The following is a 14,913-nucleotide window of genomic DNA, read 5'->3' on the forward strand; positions in this document are numbered from 1 at the left end:
TTAACCAATATCGTCCGGCAACAGCAGCAGAGGTAATCCTCATCTTCCAACTGCTGTGCCTCCCTATCCCTTTACACAGTTATCTAAACACTACCTCTATAAGGGTCGGGATATCCTCGGCTTATCCTTGGCTTATGTATGGGTTATTGTTGTGAGATGTCAGGATTTGATCCCCTTCAGACTTATCGTCATTTAAGATATTTGCTTATTTAAGGCTGAATCATCCATTGGTGTCCATTTTTTACATTTAAGTCTTCGGCTTTTGACTTATTTCATACCCTTACCTGCTTCAAGTCATACCCCAAACACCGGGAATAGATTTGTTTCGTATATCCAACCATATGACTCCGGTTTTGTTAACCTTTTGAAGGATGCCATCTTTTGGCAAAAAAGTAAATATTTTTACAGCTTTAAACATCCTTAATGCAAATACCTGCCGGACCGCTTTTACAAACGATCAATTCGCCTGAGGACCTGAAAAAGGTTCCCAAGGAGCAATTACACCAGGTGTGTGATGAATTGCGTCAATTCATTGTTGACGTGGTCAGTGTGCATGGAGGACATTTTGCAGCCAGCCTTGGCGTGGTGGAACTCAGTGTAGCCCTCCACTATATCTATAATACGCCTTACGACCAACTGGTATGGGATGTGGGTCACCAGGCCTATGGTCATAAAATACTAACAGGCAGAAGAGATAATTTCATCAGCAACAGGAAATACAAAGGGCTGAGCGGCTTTCCTAAAAGATCGGAAAGTGAATATGATACATTTGGAGTAGGACATTCCTCCACTTCCATTTCTGCTGCTCTAGGCATGGCCATGGCAGCAAAGTATAAGGGTGAAACCGACCGCAAATCGGTAGCCATTATTGGTGATGGTTCCATGACGGCTGGGATGGCCTTTGAGGCACTGAACCATGCGGGAGTCACTGATGCTGACATGCTGGTGATACTCAATGATAACTGCATGAGCATTGACCCAAATGTGGGCGCTTTAAAAGAATACCTGACTGATATAACTACCTCCCCAACTTATAATAAACTTAGGGATGATGTCTGGAACCTGCTGGGCAAGCTGCCGGTGGGCAAACGTTTTACCCGGGATATGGCCAGCAAGCTGGAAGCCGGCATTAAGGGAATGGTGACACGAAGCAGCAACCTGTTTGAAGCCCTCAACTTCAGGTATTTTGGCCCAATAGATGGCCACAATATCACGAAACTGGTTGATACACTAAAAGATCTGCGTAGCATACCAGGGCCTAAGTTGCTTCACATTATCACCGTAAAAGGAAAAGGGTATGCCCTGGCTGAAAAGGACCAGACCAAATGGCATGCACCAGGCCTTTTCGATAAGATCACCGGTGAGATCTTTAAAAAGAAATATGATATTCCACAGCCTCCCAAATACCAGGATGTCTTTGGATATTCCATAATTGAACTGGCGGAACAGAATAAAAAAATATTTGGTATCACACCCGCCATGCCTTCAGGCTCTTCCCTTAAATTCATGATGGAGAAAATGCCTGACAGGGCTTTTGATGTGGGTATCTGCGAACAACACGCCGTTACGCTGAGTGCCGGCATGGCTACACAGGGGATGAAGGTTTTCTGCAACATATACTCCTCCTTTATGCAAAGGGCCTTTGACCAGGTGGTTCATGATGTCGCCATTCAAAAACTGCCAGTGGTCTTTTGCCTGGACCGTGGCGGATTGGTTGGTGAAGACGGGCCTACGCATCATGGGGCCTACGACATTGCCTATTTCAGGTGCATTCCCAATATGATCATCTCTGCTCCAATGAACGAGCAGGAGTTGCGCAACCTGATGTACACGGCACAACTGGATAGTACAAAACTTCCTTTCGTTATCAGATATCCGCGTGGTGAAGGTGTAATGCCGGAATGGAAGAAACCGTTCGAGGAAATACAGATAGGTAAGGGAAGGAAATTAAGGGATGGAAAAGACATTGCTATCCTCACCATTGGGCATCCAGGTAATTTTGCAGCAGCTGCTATCCGTGATCTACGCCATGATGGTATTACCCCGGCGCATTTTGACATGCGCTTTGCTAAGCCACTGGATGAAGAATTATTGCATGAGGCACTACAGGGTTATTCGAAAATTATTACCGTTGAAGATGGAACTATTGTTGGTGGTTTTGGAAGCGCTGTCGCTGAATTTATCACTGAGCATGGTTATAAGAACGACCTGAAAATATTGGGTATCCCAGACCGGGTTGTTGAACATGGCACATTGAAAGACCTGCATCGCGAATGTGGCTATGACGCACAGGGCATAGCAGACGCGGTTAGAGATCTGGTCAAAGAAACATCGACTGTTTATAGTTTATAGTTTTTTGTTTCTGGTTCCTTAAAACATACCTGTTAGATTCCAGTTTGTTTTAGGTCAGAGACCAATTATTTAGGTAAAAGACTACAATTAAATGTTACCAATCTTTCTATGGTGTTTAATTTTATAGCTTAGGAGTTTTATTGATCTAAGGCAAATTTTTCTTTTTGCCTTTCTTCCTTTTCAACCTGTTAACCTGTCAACCCTATACCTTTGCCAACTACAACAGTCTCATATGCTCTTCATCAGTAAGACCCTCTTCTGCTTCGTTGTACTCAATAATGAAATTATTCTTGCCTTCACCAATCATGATGCGCAGAAACTTTCCCTGCACCAGTTCCAGCATGGATAGAAATATGAAAATGGCCTGTACCCTGTTCTCAATGGCATCAAAAACTCTTTCAAAAGAAAGTGTTCTTTCACTTTGAGCTTTGGATATCAGGTCAGTCTTGCTTTGTTCGATAGAATAATTGTAACGCACGACAGTATGCATTGGTTTATTGAACCGGTCGTGGTAGCGTTGCATCACCCGCTCAAAGGCCTTCATCAGCTTGAACATGGTAATGGTTTGTACTTCGGTTCCTTCGCTGGCTTCTTCACCTATTGAAGAAAGTTCCTTTTGAATATTGCCCCTTTTGATCATCAGCATCCTGTCGGCTTCCATTTCGGCCATGCGTGCGGATACTTCCTTATATTTTTTATACTCCAGGATCTTATCCACCAGTTCCTGCCTGGGGTCGATCTCGTTGCCCTGTGCATCTATTTCCTTCCTAGGCAGCAACATTTTAGCCTTAATGCGCATCAGTGTGGATATGAAAAGGATGAACTCACTGGAGAGCTCAATATTCAGGGACTCCTGTGAATGAATAAAATCCAGGAAGTCATTAATGATCTTTGTGATGGGAATATTATAAATATCCAGTTCATCCCTTTCAATGAAGAAAAGGAGGAGGTCAAAAGGGCCTTCGAACTGGTCTAGCTTTATCTGGTAAGTACTCACGGTCAATATTTAAAAGAAAAGTCCCGTTAATAAACGGGACTCGTCAAAAATACGATTTATAGCCCAATCAGGACCAGGTATAGTTATTTCCTCAATGAATCCCTGATCTCCATTAAGAGTTTTTCCTGCAGGGAATATTCCGGAGGTGCAGGGGCAACTTCTTCTTTCTTACGCTTCATTTTATTGATTCCCTGGATAATCAGGAATAAAACCATGGCTACCAACAAAAACTTTATGACTGCAGCCAGGAACTTGCCGTATTTAACAGCGCCCCAGGTGAGCTTGTCCAGGTCCTCAGCATGGGCAGCTTTTAAAGCAGGAGTTAAAAGAAGCGGTGTGATCACATCATCTACCAGTGACGAAACTATAGCACCAAATGCAGCACCTATGATTACTGCAATGGCAAGGTCTATAACATTGCCTTTAAGTGCAAATTCCCTGAATTCTTTTGCAAATCCCATAATAGTTAGTTTTTTGTTTAGCTAATTTAAGGTAATTGGATAGTTTATTTGACTTCCTCCTGGATTTGTGGATATTTCATATCCAGCCTGGTTAAAGCCTCTACCACTTCTTTGGCTATAACATATTCCTTGTACCAGTTCTGATCTGCAGGGACAATGGTCCATGGAATAACATTACAATTCTGAAAAACATCTTCATAGGCATTCATGTATTTCTCCCACATTGCGGCTTCTTCAAAATCCCTTTTATTGTATTTCCATTGTTTGCGTGGATCTTCCATTCTTTCCTTAAATCTTTCCTGTTGCTCTTCAGGAGATATGTGCAGGTAAAATTTAAATACCAGGGTATTATTATGAACAGTGAGCAATTGCTCAAAATTATTAATGGCATCAAAGCGTTTGAAAGCCGTTTCATCATCGCACCAGCCATGAACACGGGTGACGAGCACATCTTCATACTGGCTCCGGTTAAATATCTGGATCATCCCCTTTTCGGGTGCATTCCTATGGATACGCCAAAGGAAATCATGCTTTAATTCCTCTTCCGAAGGAACCTTATAAGATTTCACCTGTACACCCTGTGGGTTCAATTGGCCAAATACTTTACTGACCACACCATCCTTACCACTGGCATCCAGGCCCTGCAGTATTACCAATACAGCATGTTTGCTTTCAGCATACAACAAGTTTTGCAGTTCATCAAAGCGCTTAATGAGTTTGGCAGTTTCTCCCTTTATCTTTTCTTTATCAAGATCTTTAGGCGCTTTAGTACTTATGTCTGTTAACCGGCTCATGAAAAATATTTATTGTATTCAAATGTAATCCTTCTGCACTTTTGCAAACTCATTCTCCGCATGCTTGTTTCAGGAGAATGAGCCAATTAGAATTATGACCACACAAAAATTAAGGAGCTGGGGAATCTTCGTCCTGCTTTCGTTGATCTGGGGCAGTTCCTTCATTTTAATGAAAAAAGGGTCTGAAAACCTTACCGGCATTCAAATAGGTGCATTAAGAATCTTTTCAGCAGGTTTTGTCTTTATACCGTTTGCAGTATTTCATATTTCAAAGATTCCCAGGCAAAAATTACCCCTTGTAATAACTTCCGGTTTATTGGGCAATTTCTTCCCTGCCTTTCTCTTTGCCATTGCGATAGAGCATATTGAAAGTTCAATGGAAGGCATATTGAACTCGCTCACACCGCTTTTTGTGATCATCATCGGAATACTGTTCTTTAAGGCCAAAATGCCCAACCGAAAGATAGCAGGTGTATTAATAGGATTTATAGGACTATTGATCTTAAGTATTTCTAAAGGATCGGTTAGTGCGGTTAATTTAGGCTATACATTACTGATACTGCTTGCTACTTTCTTTTACGGATTAAATGTGAACATAGTGAGCCATTACCTGAAAGAAGTAGATCCATTGAAAATGGCCACTGTTTCCCTGGCCATTCTTTCAATACCAGCAGGCATCATTGCCTGGCAGCAAAATGTATTTGTCATTGCCCGATTTGATGAAGGCGCACAATGGTCCATTGCAGCATCGGTTTTATTGGGCGTGGTTGGAAGTGCTGTTGCTACGGTATTGTTCTATGGATTAATAAAAAATGCCGGGGGATTATTTGCCTCGTTGGTCACTTATGCCATTCCAATAGTCTCCATACTTTGGGGCATCCTTGATCATGAAAATGTTACTTTGATACAGGTAGGTTGCCTGGGAATCATCCTTGGGGGAGTATACCTGGCCAATAAATAGGGCCTACAGTTTATAATTAGCTGTGAGGAACATTAAAACTGCAGGCCTTTCAATAATTCAGACCACCATTATTTCTTTTTCTTTCGTTGCCAGGTGTTTATCTACCAGGGCAATATATTTATCTGTAACTACCTGGATGTCTGCCTCAGCATCTTTAGCAGCATCCTCGCTCAGGCCATTCTTCTGGGCTTTTTTAATGCTTTCGATGGCATCACGACGGATGTTACGAATAGCTATCCTCGAATGTTCGCCTTCACCCATGCTTCTTTTTACCAGTTCCCTGCGGCGTTCTTCTGTAAGAGGAGGAAGAAAGAGACGGATGATCACACCATCGTTCTGGGGATTAATGCCTATGTTGGAGTTAATGATTGCTCTTTCAATGGGCTGAAGCATATTCTTTTCCCAGGGCTGAATGGTTAATGTGCGGGCATCCAGGACACTGATATTACCAACCTGGCCAATAGGAGTAGGAGAACCATAGTAATCCACCACAATCCCCTCCAGCATTTGGGGATTGGCCTTACCTGCACGGATCTTTCCTAATTCTGCTTCCAGGTGACTAATAGCCTTTTTCATCGAGTCTTCGGCTACTTCAAGCGTTAACGACACTTCTTCTGCTGACATTCCTTTCAATTTTGTAGCGCAAATCTAATAAAGGATAGAGATTTTTGATCAACTCTTTGAACTATTGCCTGGCCACGGCAGCCTCATTTGTTATGGAAACCACCTTGGAAGAAATCTGTGGTTTATGATCAGTACCAGTTTGTACCAACACTAATTGCGGCTTGGTCTTCCATACGTAGATCAATGCCCCGATCAATGCAAACCAGCCAGTAATCATGGCGGCGAGTAACAAAGTGGAGCCCATGGAACGACCCAGGAAGGCCAAAGCTATAAAAGCTATATTCAATCCTACGCAGGAAAGAGTTACACTACTGTGATTGAGCCCCCTATCGAGCAATAAGTGGTGAATATGGTTCCGGTCCGGGGAAAAGGGAGAACGACCATTAAAAATACGTATGCTGAAAACCCTTAGCGTATCGAGCAGGGGTACGATCAATATGGAAAATCCAATAGCTACAGATGATGTCAGCGGTAATATAACACCCTTGGCATCTGCAGCGCTGATAAATTTGATCACCAGGATTGCGTTTACCATCCCGAGGAGCAGGGAACCTGAATCGCCCATAAAGATCCTGGCCGGGTGATAGTTGAAATACAAAAATGCTAACAGGCTGGCAGTCATGGCAAAAGAAAGCATGGAATAGGCTATTAGTCCTGCCATAAAGAAATAAATGCCAAACACCGTTGTAGAAACTACTCCCAGGCATGCCGCCAATCCGTCCACCCCATCAATCAGGTTAAATGCATTGATTATAACTATGATAGTAGCGTAGGAAAGGAAAATACTTGCCATTTCAGGCAATTGGTATACTCCCAGGAAGCCATGCATGCTATCAATTCGGATATGTGCCAGGTGAACAAGAATAGAGGTTGCAAGCAATTGGCCCAGGAACTTTTTAGTGGCTGAAATAATAAGAATGTCGTCCTTCAGGCCCAGGAAAAAGATCACCAGCGCAGAGGCAAAAAAATATTGAAAAGGAATATTGTCCTTATTTGAGATCAGTAAAAGGGTGGAAATAAAGAAACCCAGGAAAATGCCAACGCCTCCAAGGGATGCTATGGTTTTAGTGTGGAGTTTTCTTTCATCTGGCAGATCGAACAATTTTTTTTCGTCTGCTACCCTGATTATAGCAGGTAACGCTACGAAGGTGATCATGAAAGAAACAACTCCTGTCAATAGCACATTTAGCATTCAGCAGGGTTTAGGTGTGTAAATATAGGTTCCATCAGTTAAGCCCCACAATTTTTATGTGAATCCTGGTATAGGGATGTCAAAGGTAATGAGTTAAGCAAAACAGTTTTTAATAAAAAGGTTGCACATTTGCAACTCGGATTGCCAGCATACCTGGTAACCAGGACAATAAGTTATAAATTTTTATGCCAAGTCTAGTTGAAACAGCTTCACAAGTAAGGAGAGATATATTAAGAATGGTACATGGTGCCAACAGCGGTCACCCTGGTGGGTCACTGGGTTGCGCTGATTTTCTTACAGCACTGTATTTTAAAGAAATGAAGCATGACCCTAAAGTTTTTGATATGGATGCACGTGAGCAGGATGTATTTATTTTGTCCAACGGGCATATCTCCCCGGTATTTTATTCGGTCCTGGCAAGATCCGGCTATTTCAATGTGGCTGAACTGGCTACTTTCCGTAAGCTCGATTCAAGGCTACAGGGACATCCCACCACGCATGAAGGTTTACCTGGAGTGCGCATAGCTTCGGGATCCCTGGGCCAGGGAATGAGTGTGGCCATTGGAGCCGCCCTGACAAAGAAATTGAATAATGAACAGACCATCGTATATTCTTTGCATGGTGATGGCGAATTACAGGAAGGTCAAAACTGGGAAGCCATCATGTTTGCCCCTAACCATCATGTTGATAACCTGATTTCTGCCATTGACTGGAATGGACAACAGATAGACGGGCCAACATATAAAGTGAATGACCTTGGGGACATTAAACAGAAATTTGAAGCTTTTGGCTGGCACACCCTGGAAATGGATGGTAATAATATGGATGATGTGGTAAAAACTTTGGAGGAAGCCAGGTCATTGACGGGAAAGGGCAAACCCATTGCGATTATTATGAAAACCATAATGGGTAAAGGCGTTGACTTTATGGAAAACGACCACAACTGGCATGGCGTTGCTCCTAATGACGAACAATTAAAGACCGCTCTTGCCCAATTACCTGAAACTTTAGGGGACTATTAAACAATAGTAATGGGGTGAATTTATTCACTTCTTAAAATGAACTGCTGGGAAGCAGCTTTCCTGGCAGGGATATATGAGGCAATCAAGGCGATCACAATTACGGTTACACTTACCAGGATAAAATCGGTATATACCATTTTTACAGGAAAATAATTGACCATGAAGGTATTACCCTCCAGTGGTACCAGGTGATATTTCGTTTGTGCTGTACCAATCAGGAAGGCTAACAACATGCCGGCTCCCCCACCTAAAAAAGCCAGCAATAATCCACTGGTAAGAAAAATACGCTGTATAAAGGAACGGTCGGCTCCCAGCGCATGTAACACACTGATATCCTGCTTTTTTTCAAGCACCAGCATGGTCAGCGCACCGATCATATTAAAAGCTGCCACCACCAGGATAAGAGAAAGTATGGCATAAATCATCCATTTTTCTACCTGCATCACAGAAAACAAGCTGGCATTTTGCTCATAGCGATTCTGAACCACATACTCTTTACCAAGAAGTTTTTTTACAGCATCCTGGATGCCGTCCGCATTCAAATTATTGTTAATGGACACTTCGGCTCCTCCATAAGTGTCAGGCCCCATGCCCAGCATTTTTTTTACAAAGGCCAGGTTGGTCAATCCATATTTATTATCAAAATCCTGCTGGATCAAAAAAGTTCCGGAAGTATTGATAGTATCAACACTTAATGATTTGAAAGGGTCGGACAAACTGACCTCGCCCTTCCGGGGCAGGTAAATGGCCAGGGGTACCAGGTTCCTGTCTGTCTGCACGCCTACAGCACTTTCAATGCCAGCACCTAATACCAGTAAGGCATCATCAGCTGTTCCTGTATTAAAATCTCCTTTTACGATCTGGTCCCGGATATTCGTGACGGCTGTATAATTATCATCTACCCCCTTTAAGCTTATGATAGATTGGTAATCACCGTTTTTTAAAAGGGCTTTTTCTTCCACTACCAGGGAGACATTCCGTACACCCTTGACCGATCTTAATTTTTGAAGTTGCTCAAGTGTCAACACCATTTCTTTTCCAGAAGCAGGAGAAATTTTCAGATCCGGGTAAAAAGAGGAATACAATGATTTTACCAGCCCCTCAAAACCATTGAAAACACTTAGCACAAGGATAAGGGAAGCAGTGCCGATCACAATGGCCAGGATGCTTATCCATGAGATAACATTGATGGCATTGGTAGTTTTCTTTGCTTTAAAATATCTCCAGGCAAAAAGAAAATTCACTGCTTTGGGAGGTTTTGAGGTTGTCTTTTCAGTTGTTGAAATATTGATTATTCTTTGGTTGGTTGATTATCCCCTTCAGGTTTATCACCTTCCTCTTTCTTGATCTGCTTGAATAATTCTTCCATTTTGAAAACATGATCAAGGGTGTCGTCAAGGAAATATTTCATTTCAGGAATCCGGCGGAGTTGGTGTTTAACACGCGCTGCCAGTTCTTTTTTTACTTCCCAGGCCCTGTCCTCGATCTTCTTAAGCGCCGCTTTATTATCCTTTGCGTTAAAAATACTCAGGTAAACCCTGGCTTCTAACAGGTCCGGGGTTATTTTAACTGATGATATGGATACCATTCCACCATCAATGATATTCAAACCAAGATGCTGGAAGATGGTCGCCAATTCTTCATTGATCAATCCGCCAATCTGCTTCTGTCTTTTATTTTCCTGCATAACTTATCTTTTTCTAATGGTACTGTTATCGGGATGCAATTCGTCGATCTGCTGTTTTGTCCACTTATCATATAAGCTGATAAGATTTTGCTGATCGGCAAATGGCTTGCGTTTAACAGCATATTTTAAGGTCATCTTGCCATAATGATGAATAAAGGCACCAAGGGCTATCTGGCAAGGTTTGATATCCTTGTGGGTTTGCGCCCTGGTCTTTGTGCGCATGAACAGGTCAAAATCGGCTTCCTGCATACGTTCATCCCAAAGACCTACAAGGTTCAGGCCATGCCTGGTGATCATGACATTATTGCCAACAATGCCTTCCACAATATCCCAATGATACCTCTGAAACCTTGAAGCACAAAATTTTTCCCAGTTGCCATACATCAGCCTGTGCATAAAGGCCAGGTTCCTCCTTCCAAAGCCAAAAGCCATTAATGGATTCTTTGTGCGCTTCCATTTCCTGTCTATTTTCTGTGTATCCTTTTTATTACCCAGGTTCTCAATACCTGAGGCTGAAAGAACATCCACCTGGTGGCGCTCAGAAACTTCAATCAATATCGAATCCCATTTGGGAGATAAAATCAGGTCATTGTTTAAAAAGAACAGGTAATCTCCCCTGGCCGCAGAGATGCCCTGGTTCTGGCAATAAGGATAGGAGTAATTTACTTCATTGCAAATAACAATGGCTCCAGCATCCTGGAAATACTCACGACTGCCATCAGTAGAGGCATTATCTACTATGATTAACTCATATGGGTGTACAGTGTATTTTGAGAGTGATTCGAAAAAGAGCTGGTTAAATGCTAAGCCATTATGTATGGCGGTAATGATACTGATCAGGGGCATTCCATTTATTTATATTAACACGCTTTGAGCCAGCACAGCAGGTTTTTCACGTATTTTGCAAAAGTATATAATTAATAACAGCACAGCTTTCATGAAAATTTTCTTCCGGCTCTTACAATTTTCCAAACCCTATAGACACTATATCCCTGAATATTGTATTTATATTTTCTTTTACATCATTTTCGGCCTTCTCAATTTTGCACTCATCATTCCCTTGCTAGATGTATTATTTGAAACCAGGAAGCAGGTAGTGGTGACTTCCCTGCCTCCCTTCCATTTATCAGCGGAGTATTTTAAGGCAGCATTTTATTATAACCTGAATTACTACATTCAAACCACCAGCAAGATCAGTGTCCTGGCTTATGTATGCGCAGTCATGCTTTTATTCGTTTTTCTTAAAAACCTTTTTGGGTTCTTAAGCCAGAAAGTATTGACCAGGATGCGGGTAAACCTGGTGAAACGGATCAGGGAAGACCTTTTTCATCGTTACAGCACACAATCACTACAGTTTTTTCATACCCAGAAAAAAGGGAACCTACTGTCCATCATTAGTAATGATGTGGGTGAGATAGAAACAACTGTGGTGAGCGCTATACAGACACTTTTCCGCGACCCCCTTGTAGTGATAGCCACATTTGCCTTCCTGTTTTACCTGTCTCCTCAACTTACATTTTTTACGCTGGTTTTTTTCCCTGTTTCAGGCCTGATCATATCATCCATATCTAAAAGGTTGAGAAAGAAATCCCACCTGGGACAAAGCCTGTTTGGTACCATATTGAACCTTTCTGAAGAGACTATCAGTGGGATCCGTATCATTAAAGCATTTAATGCTGAAAATTTTATAAACAGGAAATTCCTGGTAGAAAGCAACAAGCTGGCGCGTACCACCAAATCTATTACCAACCAGAGGGAACTTGCTTCCCCATTATCTGAATTTCTTGGAGTGACTGTGATCGTTGTGATCATTATTTATGGCGGTTACCTGATATTGGAAGGAAGAAGTAATATGACTGCATCGGCATTCATTGCCTATATCGGTTTTTATTACCAGATCATTAATCCTGTAAAAAACATTTCTGTTGCTATCACTAACCTGCAAAGAGGGCTTGTGGCGGGTGAGCGGGTATTGAACATTTTGGACGAACCACAAAAGATCCAGGAGAAAGAAAATGCCTTACCTGTGCATGCATTCAACAGTGCCATTCATTTAAAAAATGTGGGGTTTTCCTATATGCAGGAGAATGTTTTGCACCATATTGACCTTTCCATTCCAAAGGGAAAAATGATTGCCTTGGTGGGTGAAAGTGGTGCCGGCAAATCCACGCTGGCTGACCTGATCCCCCGTTTTTATGATGTTACTGAAGGTTCCATACTTTTAGATGATACGGACCTCAGGGATTTTAAGGTTCATGACCTGCGGTCACTAATGGCCATTGTGTCTCAGGAAGCCATCCTTTTTAATGATTCCGTACTTAACAATATCACTTTTGGGAATACGATAGCAGACAGAGATTTAGCTATTGCTGCAGCAAAGGCCGCCAATGCACATAATTTTATTGCTGAACTGGAAGAAGGCTACGATACTATGATCGGTGACAGGGGAATGCGGTTAAGCGGTGGTCAGCGGCAACGACTTACCATTGCACGGGCCATTTACAAAAACGCACCTATACTGATAATGGATGAAGCAACATCAGCGTTGGATACAGAAAGTGAAAGGCTGGTGCAGGATGCCATCAATAAAATGATGGAGAACCGTACTTCAATTGTTATCGCTCACAGGCTCTCCACGATCAGGCATGCCGACGAGATCATCGTGTTGCAAAAGGGGGTTATAGTGGAAAGGGGAACGCATGAACAGCTTTTAGAGAAAAAAGGTTATTACCATAAGTTGGTGCAGATGCAGGAAGTAAAATAAATAAACCCTGGCGATGGATACGCCAGGGCTCCAAATATTATTGATTACTCAGGCTTTCAATACTTCCCTCGAAATGACAAGTTTTTGTATTTCACTGGTACCTTCTCCAATGGTACACAATTTAGAATCCCTGTAAAATTTCTCTACCGGAAAATCTTTTGTATAACCATAACCTCCAAACACCTGTACGGCATCATTGGAGACTTTCACTGCTACTTCACTGGCATAATACTTAGCCATTGCAGCCACTTCAGTCACTGGCTCATGTCTGTTCTTCAGGTCACAGGCTTTCAGCGTCAACAGTTCTGCAGCCTTGATCTCAGTGGCCATGTCAGCCAATTTGAATGAGATGCCCTGGAATGAAGCAATAGGTTTGTCAAACTGTTGGCGCTCCTGCGCATATTGAACTGCAGCCTCAAATGCCCCTTTGGCTATTCCCAGCGAAAGGGAGGCTATGGATATCCTTCCGCCATCCAGGACCTTCATGGCCTGCTTGAATCCTTCCCCAACTTCTCCCAATCGGTTGGCATCGGGAATAACGCAATTTTCGAAGATCATTTCAGCAGTTTCAGAGGCACGCATGCCCAGCTTATTTTCTTTTTTTCCTCCACTGAATCCGGCTGTTCCTCTATCCACAACAAATGCGGTAGCATTATTCTTTTCCCGTGGTTCGCCTGTGCGACAGATAACCACGGCAACATCACCACTGCGTCCATGAGTGATCCAGTTTTTAGTGCCATTTAAGATCCAGTTATCCCCATCTTTCACTGCAGTGCATTTCATATTTCCTGCATCGCTACCGGTATTAGGCTCTGTTAAGCCCCAGGCTCCCAGCCATTCACCAGTCGCAAGTTTTGGCAGGTAATGTTGCTTTTGTTTTTCATTGGCAAACAAAAGGATATGACCTGTGCATAAGGAATTGTGGGCAGCTACACTTAAACCAATGGAGCCATCCACTTTAGCTATTTCTTCAATAATGGTTTTGTATTCAAAATAGGAAAGGCCTGCGCCTCCGTATTGTTCCGGCACCAATACACCCATCATTCCCAACTGGCCTAATTGTTTAAATAACTGTATGGGAAATTCCTGGCTTTCATCCCATTCCATCACATGCGGCTTAATGTGTTGGCGGGCAAAGTCGCGGGCCGTATGGGCCACCTGGAGTGTTATTTCGTCGGGTTCAAAATTCATGTAGCAATCGTGTTAAGGGTGACAAATGTAATCGAATAGTTGGTATGATAAAAGCTGCATCAGACATGAATGACCAATCCATCATAAGCAAGGTGCCTGTTTTCAGGCAAAAGGAACTCTACCTCTGCATGACGCCCCAACTGGTGGGAAATATGGGTAAAATACCCTTTAGGAATTTGAAGTTTGTCAACCATTTCAACTGCCTCATTGAGATTATAATGTGAGATATGTTTTTCTTTTCTAAGTGCATTTAATACCAGCACTTCACTACCCCAGATCTTTTCCATTTCAGCTTCCTCGATCATATTGGCATCCGTGATATAGGTAAACTTCCCAAAGCGAAATCCGTATACAGGCATTTTCAGGTGCCATACCAACACGGGTGTAATAGGAATATCACCTATAGTAAAAGGCTCCATATCAATGGTGTTCAATTCAAGGTTGGGAACACCGGGATACTTTTTATCTGCAAATGCATAGGCAAATTCCCGCATGAGGGCATCAATGGTCATCTGGTTGGCATAGACCTGCATGGCCTGTTCCTGGAAAAAATTATACGCCCTTACATCATCCAGTCCCGCAATATGGTCTTTATGAGGGTGAGTAAACAGAACGGCATCCAGTGTTTTAATATTTTCCCTTAGCATCTGGATCCTGAAATCGGGTGTCGTATCCACTACGATGGTTGTACGTGCTGACTGCACCAGGATACTGCTTCGAAGCCGCTTGTCTTCTTTTGCGGGGGAAGAACATACCTCGCAATCGCAGGCTATCATTGGAACTCCGCTACTGGTTCCGGTGCCAAGAAATGTTATTTTTAAAGGGGGACAATGTTGCACAGGACAGTGTTTACAGATTCATCTTCAAT

At 42.6% G+C, this 14,913-nt stretch carries 14 protein-coding genes; 4 read left to right on the forward strand and 10 right to left on the reverse strand.

From position 1 onward, the window contains the following. The first annotated feature begins 423 nt into the window (after positions 1-423). Positions 424-2,352 carry a 1-deoxy-D-xylulose-5-phosphate synthase gene (dxs, locus tag BP74_RS16970; RefSeq protein WP_496375852.1) on the forward strand — a complete coding sequence of 643 codons (1,929 nt, stop codon included), beginning with the start codon at positions 424-426 and terminating at the stop codon, positions 2,350-2,352. Between the two features lie 217 nt (positions 2,353-2,569). On the opposite strand, the gene BP74_RS16975 is transcribed toward dxs, so the two are convergent. The 3 genes from BP74_RS16975 to BP74_RS16985 all read right to left on the reverse strand — a co-directional run bounded on the left by BP74_RS16975 (position 2,570) and on the right by BP74_RS16985 (position 4,604). Further along, complete coding sequence (locus tag BP74_RS16975; protein ID WP_496375854.1) at positions 2,570-3,349, reverse strand: segregation and condensation protein A; 780 nt, start codon at positions 3,347-3,349, stop codon at positions 2,570-2,572. A gap of 83 nt (positions 3,350-3,432) precedes the next feature. Beyond that, positions 3,433-3,810 (reverse strand): large conductance mechanosensitive channel protein MscL, encoded by a 378-nt coding sequence (gene mscL / locus BP74_RS16980; RefSeq protein WP_496375856.1) that lies wholly within the window; start codon positions 3,808-3,810, stop codon positions 3,433-3,435. 44 nt (positions 3,811-3,854) lie between these two features. Then, complete coding sequence (locus BP74_RS16985; RefSeq protein WP_496375858.1) at positions 3,855-4,604, reverse strand: PPK2 family polyphosphate kinase; 750 nt, start codon at positions 4,602-4,604, stop codon at positions 3,855-3,857. 94 nt (positions 4,605-4,698) lie between these two features. Here BP74_RS16985 and BP74_RS16990 point away from each other — a divergent pair, with 94 nt between their 5' ends. Next, positions 4,699-5,565, forward strand: coding sequence for a DMT family transporter (locus BP74_RS16990; protein ID WP_496375860.1), 867 nt, complete (start codon positions 4,699-4,701; stop codon positions 5,563-5,565). Between the two features lie 57 nt (positions 5,566-5,622). Here the strand turns inward: BP74_RS16990 and frr are convergent, their stop codons facing one another. Together frr and BP74_RS17000 are read right to left on the reverse strand one after the other, a co-directional pair. Beyond that, a complete protein-coding gene (frr, locus tag BP74_RS16995; protein WP_496375862.1) occupies positions 5,623-6,189 on the reverse strand; it encodes a ribosome recycling factor in 567 nt (188 codons plus the stop codon). Between the two features lie 61 nt (positions 6,190-6,250). Continuing rightward, a complete protein-coding gene (locus BP74_RS17000) occupies positions 6,251-7,381 on the reverse strand; it encodes a glycosyltransferase family 4 protein (protein WP_496375864.1) in 1,131 nt (376 codons plus the stop codon). A 185-nt stretch (positions 7,382-7,566) separates the two neighbouring features. Here BP74_RS17000 and BP74_RS17005 point away from each other — a divergent pair, with 185 nt between their 5' ends. Further along, complete coding sequence (locus BP74_RS17005) at positions 7,567-8,403, forward strand: transketolase (protein ID WP_496375866.1); 837 nt, start codon at positions 7,567-7,569, stop codon at positions 8,401-8,403. A 20-nt stretch (positions 8,404-8,423) separates the two neighbouring features. Here BP74_RS17005 and BP74_RS17010 read toward each other — a convergent pair whose 3' ends face one another. The 3 genes from BP74_RS17010 to BP74_RS17020 are packed head-to-tail and all read right to left on the reverse strand — an operon-like array spanning position 8,424 to position 10,936. Further along, complete coding sequence (locus tag BP74_RS17010) at positions 8,424-9,647, reverse strand: FtsX-like permease family protein (protein ID WP_496375868.1); 1,224 nt, start codon at positions 9,645-9,647, stop codon at positions 8,424-8,426. A gap of 47 nt (positions 9,648-9,694) precedes the next feature. After that, the gene (rbfA, locus tag BP74_RS17015) at positions 9,695-10,090 is read right to left on the reverse strand and encodes a 30S ribosome-binding factor RbfA (protein ID WP_496375870.1); all 396 of its coding nucleotides are present in this window, start codon (positions 10,088-10,090) and stop codon (positions 9,695-9,697) included. Between the two features lie 3 nt (positions 10,091-10,093). Further along, positions 10,094-10,936: a glycosyltransferase family 2 protein gene (locus tag BP74_RS17020; protein WP_496375872.1), complete on the reverse strand. Its 843-nt coding sequence runs from the start codon at positions 10,934-10,936 to the stop codon at positions 10,094-10,096. Positions 10,937-11,027: 91 nt separating this feature from the next. Here BP74_RS17020 and BP74_RS17025 point away from each other — a divergent pair, with 91 nt between their 5' ends. After that, positions 11,028-12,854, forward strand: a complete 1,827-nt coding sequence (locus BP74_RS17025; RefSeq protein WP_496375874.1) for an ABC transporter ATP-binding protein — start codon at positions 11,028-11,030, stop codon at positions 12,852-12,854. A 48-nt stretch (positions 12,855-12,902) separates the two neighbouring features. On the opposite strand, the gene BP74_RS17030 is transcribed toward BP74_RS17025, so the two are convergent. Both BP74_RS17030 and BP74_RS17035 read right to left on the reverse strand, forming a co-directional pair. Further along, positions 12,903-14,045, reverse strand: coding sequence for an acyl-CoA dehydrogenase family protein (locus BP74_RS17030; protein ID WP_496375876.1), 1,143 nt, complete (start codon positions 14,043-14,045; stop codon positions 12,903-12,905). Positions 14,046-14,104: 59 nt separating this feature from the next. Next, complete coding sequence (locus BP74_RS17035) at positions 14,105-14,884, reverse strand: MBL fold metallo-hydrolase (RefSeq protein WP_496375878.1); 780 nt, start codon at positions 14,882-14,884, stop codon at positions 14,105-14,107. Positions 14,885-14,913: the final 29 nt, after the last annotated feature.

The sequence above is a fragment of the Flavisolibacter ginsengiterrae DSM 18136 genome, assembly GCF_059568575.1.